Consider the following 16,992-nt stretch of genomic DNA (forward strand, 5'->3'; position numbering starts at 1 on the left):
CCGCCATGAGACTGCGCAAGAGTCTGGTGATGCTGATCTATCTGCTGTTCGTGCTGGTGCCGATCTACTGGCTCGTCAACATGTCGTTCAAGTCGAACCGGGAAATCCTCGGCGGGCTGACGCTATGGCCGACCGCCCCGACACTGGACAACTATCGTGTCATTTTCACCGAGCCGACCTGGTACACGAGTTATCTCAACTCTCTCAGCTATGTCTCGATGAACATGCTGATCTCGTTGCTGGTCGCGTTGCCGGCCGCCTATGCGTTCTCGCGTTATCGTTTTCTGGGCGATAAACACATGTTCTTCTGGCTGCTGACCAACCGGATGGCGCCGCCTGCCGTGTTTCTGCTGCCGTTTTTCCAGCTTTACTCGGCGGTAGGGTTGTTCGATACGCCGATCGCGGTGGCACTGGCGCACTGCCTGTTCAACGTGCCGCTGGCGGTATGGATTCTCGAGGGTTTCATGTCGTCGGTGCCCAAGGAGATCGATGAAACCGCGTATATCGACGGTTATACCTTTCCCAAGTTCTTCATCAAGATTTTCCTGCCGATGATTCGGCCCGGCATCGGCGTCACGGCGTTTTTCTGCTTCATGTTCTCCTGGGTCGAACTGTTGCTGGCGCGAACGCTGACCTCGGTCGATGCCAAGCCGATCGTGGCGCAGATGACCCGTACGGTCTCGGCATCAGGCATCGACTGGGGCGTGCTGGCGGCTGCAGGCGTCGTTGCGCTGCTGCCTGGCATCGCCGTGATCTATTTCGTGCGCAACCACGTGGCCAAGGGCTTCGCCCTGGGTCGCGTCTGATCCGTCTGGCCAAAGAGGGGGAACCACTATGGGTTGGATGGCCTGGACACTACCGACGACTCTGTTCTTTGCCGGGATCGCGGCACTGCTGGTCGCGATGACGGTATGGCAGACCGTATCTCCGGGGCGAGAACGCAAAGGCTTTCTGCCACTGACGACATCGCGCGGCGATCGGCTGTTCATCGGCCTGCTGGCATCGGCCTACGGCCATTTGCTGGTTCTGGCACTCACCGACTGGCCGCTCTGGATCGCGACCGCGATCTGTGTGGCAGCCATGGCAATCATCATGAAATGGGGGTAACGCATCGACCAGGGATCACCGCTCTTCATCGGATAGCGCCACGACAGCAAACGAAGTAAGGATAACAAAGAGGGTTAACGCTATGTTCGATATCAAGCACGCCAGATCGCGACGCCGACTGCCACTGAGCATCGGCATCAGCCTTGCCGGTTTGATGGCCGTCTCGGGAACCGCGATCGCCGATCAGTATCAGGATGCCGCCAAACGCTGGCTGAGTGACGAGTTCAAGACCTCGACACTCACACCAGAACAGCAGATGGACGAGATGCAGTGGTACATCGATGCCGCCAAGCCGTTCCGTGGCATGCAGATCAACGTCGTTTCGGAGACGCTCACGACGCACAAGTATGAATCCGAGGTTCTGGCCCGCGCGTTCAGCGAGATCACCGGCATTCAGCTGAAGCACGATCTGATCCAGGAAGGGGACGTGATCGAGAAACTGCAGACGCAGATGCAGTCCGGCCGCAACATCTACGATGCCTACGTCAACGATTCCGATCTGATCGGCACCCACTTCCGCTACGGCAAGGTGGTGCCGATTTCCGACATGATCAAAGGCGATGCCGCCGAGGTGACCTCGCCGACACTGGATCTCGATGACTTCATCGGCCTCTCGTTCACCACCGGACCTGACGGCAAGGTCTATCAGCTGCCGGATCAGCAGTTTGCCAACCTTTACTGGTTCCGCGCCGACTGGTTCGACGATCCCGATCTCAAGGCGCGTTTCAAGGAAAAGTACGGCTACGACCTGGGCGTGCCGGTGAACTGGTCGGCCTACGAGGATATCGCCGACTTCTTCACCAATGACGTCCACGACATCGATGGCCAACGGGTCTACGGCCACATGGATTACGGCAAGAAGGATCCCTCGCTGGGCTGGCGTTTCACCGACGCCTGGTTCTCGATGGCCGGGGCCGGCGACAAGGGCATCCCCAATGGCCTGCCAGTGGACGAGTGGGGAATTCGGGTCGAGGATTGTCGGCCGGTGGGCTCGAACGTTACCCGCGGTGGCGCCACCAACGGCCCGGCCGCGGTGTTCGCGACCCAGAAGTACATCGACTGGCTGCATGCCTATGCGCCCCCGGAAGCCCAGGGCATGACGTTCTCGGAAGCCGGGCCGGTGCCGGCGCAGGGTAATGTCGCTCAGCAGATCTTCTGGTACACCGCCTTCACCGCCGACATGACTCAGAAGGGTTTGCCGGTGGTCAACGAGGATGGCACGCCCAAGTGGCGGATGGCGCCATCACCGGTGGGGCCGTATTGGGAAGACGGCATGAAGAAGGGCTATCAGGACGTCGGATCCTGGACCTTCATGAAATCGACGCCCGAGAAGAACCGTCTCGCCGCCTGGCTCTACGCGCAGTTCGTGACCTCGAAGACGGTCTCGCTGCAGAAGACGCTGGTGGGGCTGACGCCGATCCGGGAATCCGACATCCAGTCCCAGGCGATGACCGACGCCGCGCCGAAACTGGGTGGCCTGGTCGAGTTCTATCGTAGCCCGGCGCGACTGCAGTGGTCGCCGACCGGCACCAACGTGCCGGACTATCCCAAGCTGGCGCAGCTGTGGTGGCAGTATATTTCCCAGGCGGTCAGCGGTGAAACCAGCGCGCAGCAAGCCCTGGATGGGTTGGCGGACGCCCAGGATCGGATGATGGAGCGTCTGGAGCGGGCCAATGTCCAGCCAAACTGCGGGCCCAAGCTGAACGAACCTCGCGATGCGCAGTATTGGCTGGATCAGCCCGGTGCGCCCAAACCCAAACTCGACAACGAGAAACCGCAGGGCAAGACCGTCCCTTACGACGAGATGGTGAAATCCTGGCAGAAGAGCTGAGCGACTGACTCGGCAGTCACCTGCAACATCAACTTATCGCGTCGCCAAGGCGACGATCTCCCCGCCGGTTTACCGGCGGGGTTTTTGTTTGTCATTCCGGCCATTGGGTTAACTTATGCCGGCCTCAGGACTTTTCGTGGAGCGACAGATAATATTGGGGAATAGCTGGAGTGAAACATGTCATTGAATTCGCTTTTCGAACACATTCATCAGTTACCTAGCGTACCCGCCGTGGTCACCGAGCTGATCGCCAGTCTGGACAATGACCGGATCAGCATTCATCGGGTGTCGTCCATCATCCGCAGGGATCCCAGCCTCAGCCTGAAACTATTACGCTCCGCCAACTCCGTGCGCTATGGCGTGGGGCGAAACGTGGCCACGATCGATGATGCCTTGCTGCTGCTGGGCTTCGACCGTGTACGCACGCTGGTGATCGCTTCGGGCCTGGTATCCATGCTCAGAGAGGTGCCCGGACTCGACCGCAAGGCTTTTTGGCGCGAGTCGTTCATGGTCGCCAACTTGAGTCGTACGATCGTCCAACACAGCAAGCTGGGGGAATTGGCGCCGGAGACCGCGTTCACCTGTGGCATTCTGCATCACGTGGGCTCCGCGCTGATGCATATCGGCCACCCGGAAACGATGCAGCGGATCGATGCACTGGTCGAGCAGGGCGCGCCGCGGATCGAGCTGGAAGCCAACCAGTTCGGCTACACGTTCAGCGAAGTGGGTGCCGAGCTGGGGCGCCGCTGGCGCTTCCCGCAAACGATCTGCAATGCTCTGACGTATCAGGGAAAGCCACTGGAGGCCGTGCCTTTCTCGCCCTACGCCGCTGCCGTCCATCTGGCGATCGGCCTGTACCGGAATATCGCCGGCGGGCGTCGTGAAGAGCACGCCCTGGGAGAAATGCCGCGCGAGATTCGTCGTCCGCTGGCGCTGGATCTGCTGTCGCTCTATGAAGATATCCTGCAGATAGTGCGCACGGATGACGAGCTGGGCGTGTTTCTGGATTGAAGCCGACATCGTGCGCTCGACAGTCCGGTTTCAGGATTTCAGTCTTGTCCGACGCTCTCGTGGAGGTCGCTGGCGGCGGCGAAAACATGACACAGACGCTCGATACCCGCTTGATCCTCGGCCGTGAATCGAGCCGGTTCGGGGCTATCGATATCCAGCACGCCCCAGACTTCGTCGTCGATGATGATGGGGACGACCAGCTCCGAACGCGACGCCGCATCGCAGGCGATATGATCGGGGACGGCGTGAACGTCGTCGACGCGCTGAGTCCGGCGCGAACGTGCGGCGGCACCGCAGACGCCTTTGGAGAACGGAATCGGGTTGCACGCCGGCTGGCCCTGGAACGGGCCCAGAATCAGCGTCTCCGGTTGGCGCTGCAGATAGAAGCCGACCCAATTCAGCTTCTCGAGTGTCTGCATCAGGAAGGCGCTGGTCTGGGCTGAGTTGGTCAGCCAGTCGCGCGTATCCAACAGCGCTGTCAGCTGGCGCTCGAGGGAATCGTAGTCGGTCATCGTGGTCTCCTCGAAAAATGAACGAAAAAAGGTCAACCGAGAAACGAAAACCAGCGCCTCGGGCGCTGGTTTCGTGATGATCATGATGCCTGGCTCGTCACATTGGTGACGCCGCCGAGCTCACTTCCAGCCGGGAACGGCGCCACCCTGGAACAGTTCCTGGGCCTTGTCGGCAACGGCATCGGACTGATAGGCCTTGACCAGTTCCTGAATCTCCTTGCGATCCTGATCGCCACCCCGAACGACGATCAGATTGACGTAGGGCGAGCCCGGGCCTTCCTTGATCAGCGCATCGTCCAGTGTCAGACCGGCGGGCTGCGTGAAGGTGCTGTTGATGAAGGCCATGTCGACGTCCTGCAGTACGCGCGGCATCTGGGCGGCCTCGATCTCCTTGAACGAGTAGTCGTGCGGGTTCTCGGTGATGTCGATCGGCGTCGCTTCCAGATTCTCGTCATCGTCGAGCGTGATCAGGCCCTGCTTGTCCATCAGGATCAGCGAGCGACCTTCGTTGGTCGGATCGTTGGGAACGGCGATGGTCGCGCCATCCGGCAGATCGTCGATGCTGTCGTACTTGGCGGAGTACGCGCCGATCGGGTAGACGAAGGTCTTGCCGGCCACGGCGAAATCATAACCGCGGTCGTTGACCATCGAGCGCATGTACGGCTCGTGCTGGTAGGCGTTGGCATCCAGGCTGCCGTCCGCCAGTGCCGCGTTGGGCGTGACGTAGTCGGTGAACTCGATGATCTCGACATCGAGGCCGTACTTTTCCTTGGCCACCTGTTTGGCCACCTGCATGACATCGGTCTCGGGACCGGCCATGGTGCCGACCTTGATGGTGTCATCGGCGGCATGAGCGCCACCGGCGACCAGGCCCAGACTCAGCGCGGCAGCGCCCAGCGTGCGTGTGATTGAAATCGGCATTGGCGACTCTCCCTGAGGATATTGCTATCGATGATTGAGGCCGACGCTCTTGTCGGCGTCTGACGACCGCTGAAATATAACGGAATAACAACGGCCGCGGTAATTCATTCTGGTTATTAATCTAGTGGCCGTCGGCAATCACTTGTGATCGCTCTTGCGCACCAGATAATCCCCCAGGCTCTGAAACAGCTGCACCATGACCACGAGCACGACCACGGTAATCAGCATCACGGTCGGGTTGAAGCGGTTGTAGCCGTAGCGGATACCCAGGTCACCCAGCCCGCCGCCACCCACCGCGCCGGCCATGGCGGAATAGCTGACCAGGGCGACGACGGTGATCGTCAGACCGTTGATGATGCCGCCCCGGGCTTCCGGCAGGAGCACCTTCATGATGATCTGCATCGGTGTCGCGCCCATCGACTGCGCGGCCTCGACCAGGCCGGGAGAAACCTCGTTAAGCGCACCCTCGACCAGCCGGGCGACGAACGGAATGGCGGCGATGGTCAGCGGTACCGCGGCGGCATTGGTGCCGATGGAGCTGCCGACGATCATGCGGGTGAACGGAATGATCGCCACCAGCAGGATGATGAACGGTACCGAACGGCCGACATTGGTGACGATACCGAGGAGGGTATTGATGATCGGCTGGGCCAGAATCTGGCGTGGCCGAGTGACGTAGAGCAACACGCCGAGCGGCACGCCGATGAGCGTGGACAGGATGCCGGCGACGGCAACCATGTAGAGCGTCTCGAGCGTGGACTGCCAGACGAGATCAATCAGGGCGCTGGACATGACCCATTACCTCCACTTGCAGATCAAAGGATTCGAGCGTTGCCAGCGCTTGCCGGGTCTGCGAGGCGCTGCCCATCAATTCGGCGATCATCAGGCCCAGCGTGCGGCCCTGAATGGATTCGACCTTGGCCTGCAGAATGCTGACGTCGATGCCATGTTCACGGGCCAGCCGCGAAATCAGCGGGGTGGCCACGCTGTCGCCGGAGAACGTCAGTCGCACCACTGGGTGGGTGTTCGCTCCCGCTTCCGGTTCCAGGCGTTCGATCAGGGCCTGGGGTGCTTCCAGCTTGAGGAAGTCATTCAGAAATTCCCGACCCAGCTGCGTGCCAGGCGAGGTGAAGAAGTCACCGACATCCGCGTCCTCGACCAGGCGGCCATCGGAAATCAGCCCCACTCGATGGCAGATGGTCTTTACGACTTCCATCTCGTGGGTGATCAGCAGAATGGTCAGCCCAAGCTGCTGATTGATCTCCTGCAACAGCGTCAGGATCGAGGCGGTGGTCTGCGGATCGAGCGCCGACGTCGCCTCGTCGCAGAGCAGCACCTTGGGCCGGCTGGCCAGGGCGCGGGCAATGGCCACGCGCTGTTTCTGGCCGCCGGACAGCTGCGCCGGATATTGCGTCGTCTTGTCGGCGAGGCCCGTCATCTCGAGCAGCGGCGTGACGCGTTCGCGAATGGCCTGGCGCGACTGGCCCATCAATTCCAGCGGCAACGCCACGTTGTCGTAGACGGTACGATTGGTCAGCAGGTTGAAGTGCTGGAAGATCATCCCGCACTGGTGGCGCGCCTGGCGCAGCGCGGCGGCGTCCATGGCGGTCAGTTCCTGCCCGTCGATGATGACGCGACCGGCGGTCGGCCGCTCGAGCAGATTGACGCAGCGGATCAGGGTTGACTTGCCGGCGCCGGAAAGGCCAATGACGCCGTGAATCGTGCCTTTCGGCACCTGCAGGTCGATGTCCTTCAGCGCCTGCACGGCGCCGGGCCCGCTGCCGTAGGTTTTGGAAACGTTGTCCAGTGAGATCATTGGGCGTGTCGAAAGCGTCTGGCTGAGAGTCGGAAAAGCGGGGCGTCGTCTACCGCGCCGATAGGGCGCCAACGGCGTCAGACCCGCGTCGATGAGCGCAGTAGTATACGGATCTCGCCGGGTCGGAGCGACCGCGGGATGTCGTACAGCAAGCGCGCCGATTTCCTGGCAGGCATCGCCAGCGTGCTAGAATTCTCGTTCTTGTTGCCCGCCGAGCGTGTCTGTCATCGGCGGCTAGCTATCCGTTCAGGCCAGGAGTGAGGTTCATGTTTACCGGGATCGTGCAGGATGTGGGTACCGTGATAGCGATCGAGGAGCGTGAGCAGTTGCACACCCATGTGGTGGCGATGTCGGCGGCGATGCGCGAAGGCCTGACGTTGGGGGCCTCGGTATCCCATAACGGTTGCTGTCTGACGGTGACGGCGATCGACGAGGAAAACGTCAGTTTCGATCTGATGCGTGAAACGCTGCGGCTGACCAATCTGGGTGATCTCGGTGTCGGAGGCCGGGTCAACCTCGAGCGAGCCGCGCGCTTCGGCGACGAGATCGGCGGGCATGCCATGTCGGGCCATATCATGGGAATGGCCAAGCTGGTGGAAATCGACGAAGCGCCCAACAATCGGCGGCTGTGGTTCGAGCTACCGCAGGATCTGGCTCGCTTCGTGTTCGACAAGGGTTATATCGGTGTCGACGGCATCAGCTTGACGATCGGTGCTGTGGAAGCCGGGCGGTTTTGCGTCAATCTGATTCCGGAAACGCTGGTCAGAACGACCATCGGCGAACGAGTGCCGGGGGATCGCGTCAATCTGGAGATCGACCCGCAGACCCAGGCGATCGTCGAGACCGTGGAGCGGGTAATGGCGTCGCGCAGCTGATCGTCGAGGACAGGCCATTCCATGCCGGCCACGGCTCGCGCCATGGCCTCGGCTTGGGTAACATATGCGCCTTTGCGCCAAGAATCATCGTTGCAGGACTGACTGTTTACGGCGCGCCGTGTCCGGCCAATGGAGTTTCCCCTGATGAGTAGCAGTATCTACGGCGACTATATCAAGTCGGTCATTCGCACCGTGCCCGACTGGCCGCACGCCGGCGTCAACTTCCGCGACATCACGCCGCTGCTTCAGAACAGCGCCGCGTTTCGCAAGCTGATCGACAGCTTCGTGCATCGCTATCAGGAGCTCGAAGTCGATGCCATCGCCGCCATCGACGCGCGCGGCTTCATCGTCGGCGCACCGCTGGCCTACGAGCTGGGCTGCAGCTTCGTACCGGTTCGCAAGAAGGGTAAGCTTCCGTTTCGAACGATCAGCGAGACCTATACGCTCGAGTACGGGGAGTCGACGGTCGAACTCCATGCCGACGCGTTTCGCGAGCATGATCGCATCGTGCTGATCGACGATATCATCGCGACGGGCGGGACCATGCTGGCGGCGGCGTCGCTGATTCAACGCAGCGGCGGCCACATCGTCGAGACAGCGACCATCCTCGACCTGCCGGAACTGGGTGGCTCGGCCAAGATCCGCGAGGCCGGCTATAGCGTCTTCGCGGTCTGTAGCTTTACCGAAGACGAGTAAACGTCTCGGAGCCGTTATTCGAAAAGGCCTCCATTCGAAACGATAGAAGAGGCCTGCCGCCGCCATCTGCCGATGGCGGCCCGATCCACAGGTTGGATACGCCATGACCGCCAATCGTTATCAGCACCATTTCACCGTGTCTTGGGACCAGCTTCACCGCGATGTCCGGGCGTTGTGCCATCAGCTCGTCGAACGTGATTTCCAGGGGATCGTCGCGATCACCCGCGGTGGACTGATCCCGGCTGCGCTGATCGCCCGCGAGCTCGATATCCGCTTGATCGACACGGTCTGCATCAAGAGCTACGACGAACAATTCCAGGGCGACCTTGACGTGATGAAAGGCGTCGATCACGACGGTGACGGCTGGCTGCTGGTCGACGACCTGGTCGATACCGGCAAGACGGCGCGGGCCGTGCGCGACATGCTGCCCAAGGCCCACTTCGTCACCGTCTATGCCAAGCCGGAGGGACGCCCGCTGGTCGACCAGTGCCTGACCGAAGTGGCTCAGGACTGCTGGATCCAGTTTCCCTGGGATCTTGGCCACGCCTACGTCGAGCCGCTGGTGGACCAGATGCGCTCACCCAAACCCTGACTGACGCGGAGCTCTTCGATGTCTCAGTCGCCGTTACCGGACAGCTGGAACGCCTATCTCGGCGATGAATTCAGCGCTCCCTACATGCTGAAACTGCGCGAGTTTCTGGCTGAAGAGAAGGCCGCGCACAAGGTTATCTATCCGCACTCGTCGCACTGGTTTTGCGCCTTCGAGCTGACGCCGCTGGATCGGGTCAAGGTGGTGATACTGGGCCAGGACCCTTATCACGGCCCCCATCAGGCCCACGGCCTCTGCTTTTCGGTGCGCCCTGGCGTGCCGACGCCACCCTCGTTGCAGAACATCTACAAGGAGCTGGCCACCGACGTCGCCACGACGCCGGTCAATCATGGCTTCCTCGAAAGTTGGGCCGAGCAGGGTGTGATGCTGTTGAACAGCGTCCTGACGGTGGAGCAGGGCAATGCCGGTTCACACCGCAATCGCGGCTGGGAGACGTTCACTGATCGCGCCATTCAGGTCATCAACGAGCACTGCGACGGCGTGGTATTTCTGCTGTGGGGCAGCTATGCCCAGAAGAAAGCGAGCTTCGTCGATCGCGGCAAGCATCTGGTCCTGCACGCGCCGCATCCCTCGCCCTTATCCGCCCATCGAGGGTTTTTCGGTACGCGCCACTTTTCCCAGGCCAACGCCTTTCTCGCCAATCGTGGGCTGACGCCGATCGAGTGGCAATTGCCGGCCAGCGTCGCCTGAATCCGGCTCCTCGCGTACAATATCGGCGTTTCCTCCATTATGACGAAGGCGCCGATCATGAGTGTGCATCCCATCTCCCATCCCCTGGTCAAACACAAGCTCGGACTGATGCGGGCGGCCGATATCAGCACCAAGAGCTTTCGTGAACTGGCTTGCGAAGTGGCCAAGCTGCTGACTTACGAAGCGACCCAGAATCTGGAGATGGAACCGGCGACGATCGAAGGCTGGGACGGCTCGCCGATCGATGTCGAGCAGATCAAGGGCAAGAAAGTCACCATCGTGCCGATTCTACGTGCCGGTCTGGGCATGCTAGATGGCGTCACCGACCTGATTCCCAGTGCGCGCATCAGCGTGGTGGGGCTCTATCGGAACGAAGAGACGCTGGAGCCGGTGCCCTATTTCGAGAAGTTTGTCAGCGATCTGGACGAGCGTCTGGCGATCGTCATCGACCCCATGCTGGCCACGGGCGGCTCGATGGTCGCGACGCTGGACATGCTCAAGGAGCGAGGCTGCCAGCAGATCAAGGTGATCGTGCTGGTGGCGGCGCCGGAAGGGATCGAGCGGGTGCAGCAGTCCTATCCCGATGTCGAGATCTACACCGCGGCCATCGACGAGCGACTCGACGAGAACGGCTACATCGTCCCGGGTCTGGGCGACGCCGGCGACAAGATCTTCGGCACGCGGTGATCGAACGTTCCGATGTGACGGGCGTACTGCTTGCCGGCGGTCGCGGGCGGCGCATGGGCGGCGTCGACAAGGGCTGGTTGTCTCTCGACGGGGAGCCGCTGGTCGAGCGTGCGCTGCGCCGGCTGGCGCCTCAGGTCGATCGGATCGTCATCAGTGCCAATCGCCACGTCGACGACTATCGACGCCTGGGCCATGCCGTCGCCACCGACTCGCTGCCTGACTATCCCGGCCCGCTGACCGGCCTTTCGAGTGCGTTGCCGCTCGTCTCCACGCCCTGGGTTCTGTTGACGCCGGTGGATATGCCTTGGCTGCCGTCCGATCTGGTACCTCGACTGTCGAGTTCGATGGGCGAGGCGGACGTCGTCGTCGCGCATGACGGACAGCGGCTCCAACCGCTGGTCGCATTGATCCGCAGTTCGCTTCACGAGGACCTGGCGGAATGGCTGGAGGCCGGCGGTGGCAAGGTGATCGGCTGGTATGATCGGCACCGTTGGTGTCGGGTCGAATTCTCCAACCGGGAGGCCGAGTTCACCAATCTCAACACCCCGCAGGAGCACGAGTGGGCGGACCGCGCGGGCAAAGCGCCAACCGGCTCATCAGGATGCGACAGAGAGACACGCCGATGAATCAGCCGGACGACGCTGCGCCCGGCAATGACAATCCGGGTGCTGTCATGCCTCATGACGTCATCCTTGCCAAAGGCTCGATTCCGCTGCTCGGCGTTGCTGCCTGGAGCGGTACCGGCAAGACGACGCTGCTGGAAGCCTTGCTGCCAGGGTTACGCCAGCGTGGTTGGCCGGCGGCGGTGATCAAGCACGCCCACCATGAATTCGACATCGATACGCCGGGTAAAGATAGCCACCGCCTGCGAGAGGCCGGTGCGGCGCCGATGGTCGTGGCCTCCGGACGGCGCTTCGCGCTGATGATGGAAACCCCCGGCCAGCAGGAACCAGACCTGCCGGCGCTGGTGGCGCAGGTCGCGGCCCTGAAACCCGCGTTGATTCTGGTCGAAGGGTTCAAGACGTGGCCGATTCCCAAGCTGGAACTGTATCGCGGCGATGATGGCCGACCGCTGCTGGCCGAGCACGATGCTTGGGTCGAAGCGGTAGCCTTCAAATCCGCGGACACACCGCCGCAGATTCTGGCGCGATTGCCGGCGAAAGTGGCCCGGCTCGAGCTGGACGATCGCGAGGCGATTCTCGACTGGATCGTCGATTGGGCGATCCGTGAGCAGGCCGAGCGAAATTGAACGATCCGCTCCGGAGTCGGCCTTTCTATCGATCTGTCATGATGTGTGCCATGTGAATGACAGGCATCAACGCGCCAGCCACACTACACTGTCCGTTTGATCTCACACGATTAGAAGCGAGGCGAAATCCGCATGACGCTCACGCATCTCAACGCGCGAGGCGAAGCGCATATGGTCGATGTCGCCGATAAACAGGAGACGCGACGTGAAGCGCGTGCCTGTGGTGCGATTCACATGCAGGCTGCGACTTTGGCACTGCTGGCCGAAGGCGGACTGCCAAAGGGAGACGTCCTTGCGACTGCCCGAATTGCCGGCATCCAGGCCGCCAAGCGAACCCACGAACTGATCCCGCTGTGTCATGCACTGGCACTATCGAAAGTCAGCGTCGAATTCAGGCTGGATACGTCGCAAAACTGCGTGCATGTCGAGGCGTTCTGTCGTCTCAATGGGCGCACGGGTGTCGAGATGGAAGCACTGACAGCGGTCTCGGTCGCGTGCCTGACGCTTTATGACATGTGCAAGGCGGTCGACAAGGGGATGACTATCGACGGCGTCCGCCTGGAAGAAAAACGCGGCGGACGCTCCGGTGACTGGTCGCGTGAATCAGGGCCTGAATCGGACGAGATTGCGGCATTCAATGAGGAGGCGTCATCCGTCGCGAACACCGTCACGATACACTTTCTCGCCGAGCTTCGGGAACGCTTCGCCATCGCCGAATTGACGCTGGATTGGGAGCGGATTCCGTCTCGCGATATCGCGGGCATCAAGCTGGCATTGATCGACCGGGATCCCAAATTCAAGGCATTGCTGCATCAGCGCGTTCTTTGCGCGCTCAATCAGGCCATGAGTCAGGATGATGCTCCGATAGCGCCGAGTGACGAAATCGCTTTCTTCCCGCCGGTCACCGGTGGTTGAACGGAGGGGACACATGACGATAGCGATAAGGGTTCAGCAGACGACTTTCGACGTTGGCGCTGAACAGCTCGCACTGACAGAGAGTCGTTGCGACATCGGCGCCGTGGTCAGTTTTACCGGATGGGTGCGCGACTTCAACGAGCGTCCCGACGTGACGGCGCTGACCCTGGAACACTTTCCGGGGATGACCGAGAAGGCGCTTCACGCGATAGCTCAGGAAGCCAGTGACCGCTGGTCGTTACAGGGCGTCACCATCATTCATCGCATTGGTCGTCTAGAGCCGGGAGAGGCCATCGTTCTCGCGATGGCGGCTAGCGCACATCGTCACGCGGCTTTCGAGGCGTGTGACTTCATCATGGACACTTTGAAAACGCGGGCCCCTTTCTGGAAAAAGGAGCACACCGAGAGTGGCTCCTATTGGGTCTCGGAACGGCAAAGCGACCGCGAAGCTGCGGATCGCTGGGAGCATTCATGACCGCTTTGATCGACAAGTTTTCGCGTCAGGTTCGGTACGTACGAATTTCGGTCACCGACCGCTGTGATTTTCGCTGCGTTTACTGCATGAGCGAAGAGATGACATTCCTGCCGAGAGCCCAGGTCCTGACGCTCGAAGAATTGCATCAGGTCGCGCGCGCTTTCACTGAGCTGGGCGTCGAAAAGATACGGCTCACCGGCGGCGAACCGCTGGTACGCAAGGGGATCGATGATCTGGTGGCAGACATCGGTGGCCTGCCGGGTCTGAAGGATTTTGCCATGACCACCAACGGGGCCAGCCTGCCCCGTTACGCGCGGTCGCTGAAAGCGGGTGGCATGACTCGTCTCAATATCAGTCTGGATTCTCTCGATCCCGAACGGTTCAAGCGGCTGACCCGAACCGGAGATCTGGGCAAGGTCATAGACGGTATCCACGCCGCGCAGGACGCCGGCTTCGAACGTATCAAGCTCAACGCCGTCATTCTGCGTGGACGCAATGACGATGAAGTGCTGGATCTGGTCGACTTCGCCCGCACCGAGCAGCTGGATATCAGTTTCATCGAAGAAATGCCGTTGGGGGATGTCTCGGATCACTCGCGTGGAGAAACCTTTTACTCGAGCGATGACGTACAGTCCCGCATCGAGTCTCGCTACGCTCTCATGCCGTCGACGGAATCGACTCTGGGGCCGTCGCGCTACTTCCGCATGCCCGGCAGCGAGAGTCGTGTCGGCTTCATTTCTCCCCATAGCCACAATTTCTGCAGCACTTGCAATCGTGTGCGCGTCACGGTCGAGGGCAGGTTGTTGCTCTGCTTGGGTAACGAGCACTCGGTGGATCTGCGCGATACCTTGCGTCGCTATCCGGGCGAACTGGAACCTCTCAAGGAGCAGATTATCGAGGCGATGGATTTGAAGCCGGAGCGTCATCATTTCTCGACGGACGGAGACGTGCAAGTTGTTCGCTTCATGAATATGACGGGTGGTTGAAGCGCTTTACCATTAACCCCGGAAAGTATTTGAATCAAAAAAGGCACGCTTAATAGGCGTGCCTTTTTTGATTTAATTTCTTGCCAAAAGGGGTGGTGAGAATATACTTTCAACAAAACATCCGGCCTAATGTCGTGTCGAAATCTAGCAAGGAGAGGACGATGTCCACCGAGTCTCTGGAACGCATCGCTCGTAATAAAAACGTTGCTCGTGCCGCTGCACGTCAACTGAGCATGGAGCAGTTACATAAGCTCTCCGAAGTCATCGTCGAAGTGATCGAACAGAAGCAGGAAGAAGATCACGAGCGTCTAAAGGAAGAGGCTGACAAGCAGAAGAAGCTGGCCGAAATCCGCGAGGCGATGAATAGCGCTGGATTGTCGATGGATGATCTGGTGGGAGAGCAGCCGCGCAAGCGTCGCGGCCGCCCGCCGAAGAATGCCAACAAAGGCTGAATCGGATCGCGATGTCCGGAACCTTATTCGCTATTGTCGCTAGCGGTAAGGTCATCCAGGTCATCCAGGTCAGACCGGGTGGGTGCTGGCCAGTCGAAAGAAGCGCGTTCGTTATACAACGGACGCGCTTTTTTCTATCGATGATTCAGCGAGAAGATACCGAGCGCACTTCATATTCCGGCTGAGGGTCCGCAGGCATCAACTGCAGGTGGATTTCCGGCAGCGCCGGCAGTCGTTCGTGCAACCACTCGCGTAGAGGGCCAAAGAGCTGCTGGCGCAGTTGTAATAGCGTTTCGGCCGGAATCATGTCGATTCGATCATCCAGCCAGTCGGCCAGCGCCTCTTCGTCGAGCGGTAGCGCAACTTCGCTATCCCACAGCAATCGGCCGATGCGGGTCCAACCGGTTTCGGTCGGCAGCACGTTGAGCGCCAGCGACAATGTCAACGCATGCTGGCGGGCCGATACCGGCGACGTTCGTTCACCGGGTCGCATGCGTGAGGCGATCAGCTGAGGTCGCAAATGATGCTGGTCTTTCATTACCAGCGTCTCGGATTCCAGCGCCAGCACGTTGCCGTTCTTGACCAATTGGGGGACATGGATGCCGAGCGCCGTAGCCAGTTCGCGATGCGCTTCCTGGTGTGTGGCTTCGCCATGGACCGGCAGCAGCATCTTCGGCTGCAGCCAGGCATAGAGTTGGCGTAGTTCCTCGCGAGCCGGGTGCCCAGAGGCATGGAGCGCGGGGTCCGTGTGTTCGTCATGGATGTTGACGCCGATTCGCTTGAAACCGGCCTTGAGGCGACCGATGAGTCGCTCGTTGCCGGGAATGGCGCGAGCCGAAAAGATCACGTCGTCCTGGGGCTGCAGATCGACGGCCGAGTGTCGGCCCTGCGCCATCCGCGATAGCGCCGAACGCGGCTCGCCCTGACTGCCGGTGGCGATGATCAGCACTTCCTCGGGTAGCAGATAACCCAGATCATGCGCCGGGACCCGAGGGGGAAAGTCGTCCAGATAGCCGAGCTGGAGCGCAATCGCCACCATGCGCTCCATCGAGCGGCCGAGCAGCGCGACTCGCCGCCCAGTGTGTTCCGCTATCTTTCCCAGCGCCTTGATCCGCGCGATGTTGCTGGCGAAGCAACTGACGATGACACGCCCGCGACAATTCTCGATGACCGCTTCCAGCGCGCTGGCAGCTTCCGTTTCGCTGCGTGAATGCCCTTCGACATCGGCGTTGGTCGAATCGGCCACGACCAGGTCGACCGGCGCCAATGCCTTGAACTGGGCAGCGGAGAGCGGCGCGCCGATGAGCGGTCGCTCGTCCAGTTTCCAGTCGCCGGTGTGCAGGATGCGATGGCGGGGCGTAATGATCGAGAGCGCGCAACTCTCCGGTATCGAGTGCGTTACCGGCAGGAAGGTTACCTCGAACGAACCGATGGCGACGCAGGCGCCGGGTTGAATCGGCTTGAGGGCATCGGTCCTGAGGCCCTGTTCCAGAAATTTGCTGCGCAGCATTTCGATCGCGAACGGAGTGGCATAGACCGGGCAGTTCCAGCGCGGCCAGATCCAGGCGAGGGCGCCCAGATGATCCTCATGGCCGTGGGTGATGAAGACCGCCGAGGGCACCATGGCATTGGTCGCCAGATGCTCGATATCGGGAATCTGCAAAGGCTGATCCGGCAGGTCCTGGCGGATCATCATCCCGCAATCGACGCCAATCCAGTTGCCGTCATAGCCGTAGAGCGACAGGTTCATGCCGATTTCACCGCAGCCACCCAGGGGATGGAACAGTAGCGGTGGGTAAGAGCGGGGGCGTATCTGCGCGCGCGGACGGAACATCGGCATCCTTAAAGGGTGAAATCTGCTTTCACTATAAGTCATGCCTCTCGGCCCGCTCAAACCTCGCGTTGCGCTGGCCGTCATCGAGGGATCGGGTACAATGCGGCCCGGCGAGGTGTCAGGCGGGCTGCAGCGACGTTATACCCTGCACGTCTGTCAGGCGTTTATAGTCGGCGCGTCGTCCGGGATTGCGTTCCTGCGTCAGGCGGAGCGCCCTCGTTTTACCAAGCAGTGTCGGCGATGCCTGTGGCCGCTTCCCGATCGCCGAGCCACTCGATGTGCATCGGGGTTTTATGGGAAGGTTTCATGGTGAGGTTTCATGGTG

20 protein-coding genes are annotated in these 16,992 nt (G+C 60.9%); 15 read left to right on the forward strand and 5 right to left on the reverse strand.

What is annotated here, in order from left to right; translation table 11 throughout:
- Positions 1-5 precede the first annotated feature (5 nt).
- The 4 genes from BTW08_RS08095 (at position 6) to BTW08_RS08110 (ending at position 3,949) form a co-directional block, all read left to right on the forward strand.
- Entirely contained in the window at positions 6-806 is an 801-nt protein-coding gene (locus BTW08_RS08095) for a carbohydrate ABC transporter permease (RefSeq protein ID WP_075562014.1), read from the forward strand.
- Positions 807-834: 28 nt separating this feature from the next.
- On the forward strand, positions 835-1,107 hold the full coding sequence (locus BTW08_RS08100) for a DUF2160 domain-containing protein (RefSeq protein ID WP_075562015.1): 273 nt from the start codon (positions 835-837) through the stop codon (positions 1,105-1,107).
- Between the two features lie 154 nt (positions 1,108-1,261).
- Positions 1,262-2,938, forward strand: a complete 1,677-nt coding sequence (locus BTW08_RS08105; protein WP_245392159.1) for an ABC transporter substrate-binding protein — start codon at positions 1,262-1,264, stop codon at positions 2,936-2,938.
- 177 nt (positions 2,939-3,115) lie between these two features.
- Positions 3,116-3,949: an HDOD domain-containing protein gene (locus BTW08_RS08110; RefSeq protein WP_075562017.1), complete on the forward strand. Its 834-nt coding sequence runs from the start codon at positions 3,116-3,118 to the stop codon at positions 3,947-3,949.
- Between the two features lie 38 nt (positions 3,950-3,987).
- Here the strand turns inward: BTW08_RS08110 and BTW08_RS08115 are convergent, their stop codons facing one another.
- The 4 genes from BTW08_RS08115 to BTW08_RS08130 all read right to left on the reverse strand — a co-directional run bounded on the left by BTW08_RS08115 (position 3,988) and on the right by BTW08_RS08130 (position 7,198).
- The gene (locus BTW08_RS08115) at positions 3,988-4,461 is read right to left on the reverse strand and encodes a GAF domain-containing protein (RefSeq protein WP_075562104.1); all 474 of its coding nucleotides are present in this window, start codon (positions 4,459-4,461) and stop codon (positions 3,988-3,990) included.
- 120 nt (positions 4,462-4,581) lie between these two features.
- Positions 4,582-5,382 carry a MetQ/NlpA family ABC transporter substrate-binding protein gene (locus BTW08_RS08120; RefSeq protein ID WP_075562018.1) on the reverse strand — a complete coding sequence of 267 codons (801 nt, stop codon included), beginning with the start codon at positions 5,380-5,382 and terminating at the stop codon, positions 4,582-4,584.
- Positions 5,383-5,520: 138 nt separating this feature from the next.
- A complete protein-coding gene (locus BTW08_RS08125) occupies positions 5,521-6,174 on the reverse strand; it encodes a methionine ABC transporter permease (RefSeq protein ID WP_075562019.1) in 654 nt (217 codons plus the stop codon).
- Positions 6,155-7,198, reverse strand: a complete 1,044-nt coding sequence (locus BTW08_RS08130) for a methionine ABC transporter ATP-binding protein (RefSeq protein WP_075562020.1) — start codon at positions 7,196-7,198, stop codon at positions 6,155-6,157. The genes BTW08_RS08125 and BTW08_RS08130 overlap by 20 nt, the downstream gene beginning before the upstream one ends.
- A gap of 266 nt (positions 7,199-7,464) precedes the next feature.
- On the opposite strand from BTW08_RS08130, the gene BTW08_RS08135 reads away from it, so the two are divergent.
- From BTW08_RS08135 to BTW08_RS08185, 11 genes are all read left to right on the forward strand, one after another.
- Positions 7,465-8,073 carry a riboflavin synthase subunit alpha gene (locus BTW08_RS08135; RefSeq protein ID WP_075562021.1) on the forward strand — a complete coding sequence of 203 codons (609 nt, stop codon included), beginning with the start codon at positions 7,465-7,467 and terminating at the stop codon, positions 8,071-8,073.
- 144 nt (positions 8,074-8,217) lie between these two features.
- Positions 8,218-8,769 carry an adenine phosphoribosyltransferase gene (locus BTW08_RS08140; protein WP_075562022.1) on the forward strand — a complete coding sequence of 184 codons (552 nt, stop codon included), beginning with the start codon at positions 8,218-8,220 and terminating at the stop codon, positions 8,767-8,769.
- Positions 8,770-8,872: 103 nt separating this feature from the next.
- The gene (gpt, locus tag BTW08_RS08145) at positions 8,873-9,361 is read left to right on the forward strand and encodes a xanthine phosphoribosyltransferase (RefSeq protein ID WP_075562023.1); all 489 of its coding nucleotides are present in this window, start codon (positions 8,873-8,875) and stop codon (positions 9,359-9,361) included.
- An 18-nt stretch (positions 9,362-9,379) separates the two neighbouring features.
- Positions 9,380-10,069: a uracil-DNA glycosylase gene (gene ung, locus BTW08_RS08150; RefSeq protein WP_075562024.1), complete on the forward strand. Its 690-nt coding sequence runs from the start codon at positions 9,380-9,382 to the stop codon at positions 10,067-10,069.
- 57 nt (positions 10,070-10,126) lie between these two features.
- The gene (upp, locus tag BTW08_RS08155) at positions 10,127-10,756 is read left to right on the forward strand and encodes a uracil phosphoribosyltransferase (RefSeq protein WP_075562025.1); all 630 of its coding nucleotides are present in this window, start codon (positions 10,127-10,129) and stop codon (positions 10,754-10,756) included.
- Positions 10,753-11,382: a molybdenum cofactor guanylyltransferase MobA gene (mobA, locus tag BTW08_RS08160; RefSeq protein ID WP_245392122.1), complete on the forward strand. Its 630-nt coding sequence runs from the start codon at positions 10,753-10,755 to the stop codon at positions 11,380-11,382. The genes upp and mobA overlap by 4 nt, the downstream gene beginning before the upstream one ends.
- 47 nt (positions 11,383-11,429) lie before the next feature.
- Complete coding sequence (gene mobB / locus BTW08_RS08165; protein ID WP_075562106.1) at positions 11,430-12,005, forward strand: molybdopterin-guanine dinucleotide biosynthesis protein B; 576 nt, start codon at positions 11,430-11,432, stop codon at positions 12,003-12,005.
- Between the two features lie 132 nt (positions 12,006-12,137).
- A complete protein-coding gene (gene moaC / locus BTW08_RS08170) occupies positions 12,138-12,920 on the forward strand; it encodes a cyclic pyranopterin monophosphate synthase MoaC (protein ID WP_075562026.1) in 783 nt (260 codons plus the stop codon).
- Positions 12,921-12,933: 13 nt separating this feature from the next.
- Complete coding sequence (gene moaE / locus BTW08_RS08175; protein ID WP_075562027.1) at positions 12,934-13,395, forward strand: molybdopterin synthase catalytic subunit MoaE; 462 nt, start codon at positions 12,934-12,936, stop codon at positions 13,393-13,395.
- On the forward strand, positions 13,392-14,381 hold the full coding sequence (moaA, locus tag BTW08_RS08180) for a GTP 3',8-cyclase MoaA (RefSeq protein ID WP_075562028.1): 990 nt from the start codon (positions 13,392-13,394) through the stop codon (positions 14,379-14,381). Before moaE ends, moaA begins: the two co-directional genes overlap by 4 nt.
- A gap of 161 nt (positions 14,382-14,542) precedes the next feature.
- The gene (locus BTW08_RS08185) at positions 14,543-14,833 is read left to right on the forward strand and encodes an H-NS family nucleoid-associated regulatory protein (protein WP_075562029.1); all 291 of its coding nucleotides are present in this window, start codon (positions 14,543-14,545) and stop codon (positions 14,831-14,833) included.
- A gap of 145 nt (positions 14,834-14,978) precedes the next feature.
- Here the strand turns inward: BTW08_RS08185 and BTW08_RS08190 are convergent, their stop codons facing one another.
- Positions 14,979-16,667, reverse strand: coding sequence for a ribonuclease J (locus tag BTW08_RS08190; RefSeq protein WP_348638909.1), 1,689 nt, complete (start codon positions 16,665-16,667; stop codon positions 14,979-14,981).
- Between the last annotated feature and the right edge of the window lie 325 nt (positions 16,668-16,992).

Origin of the sequence: Salinicola sp. MH3R3-1, from assembly GCF_001937155.1 — a bacterium.
In the GTDB taxonomy this organism is placed as follows: Bacteria; Pseudomonadota; Gammaproteobacteria; order Pseudomonadales; family Halomonadaceae; genus Salinicola; species Salinicola halophyticus.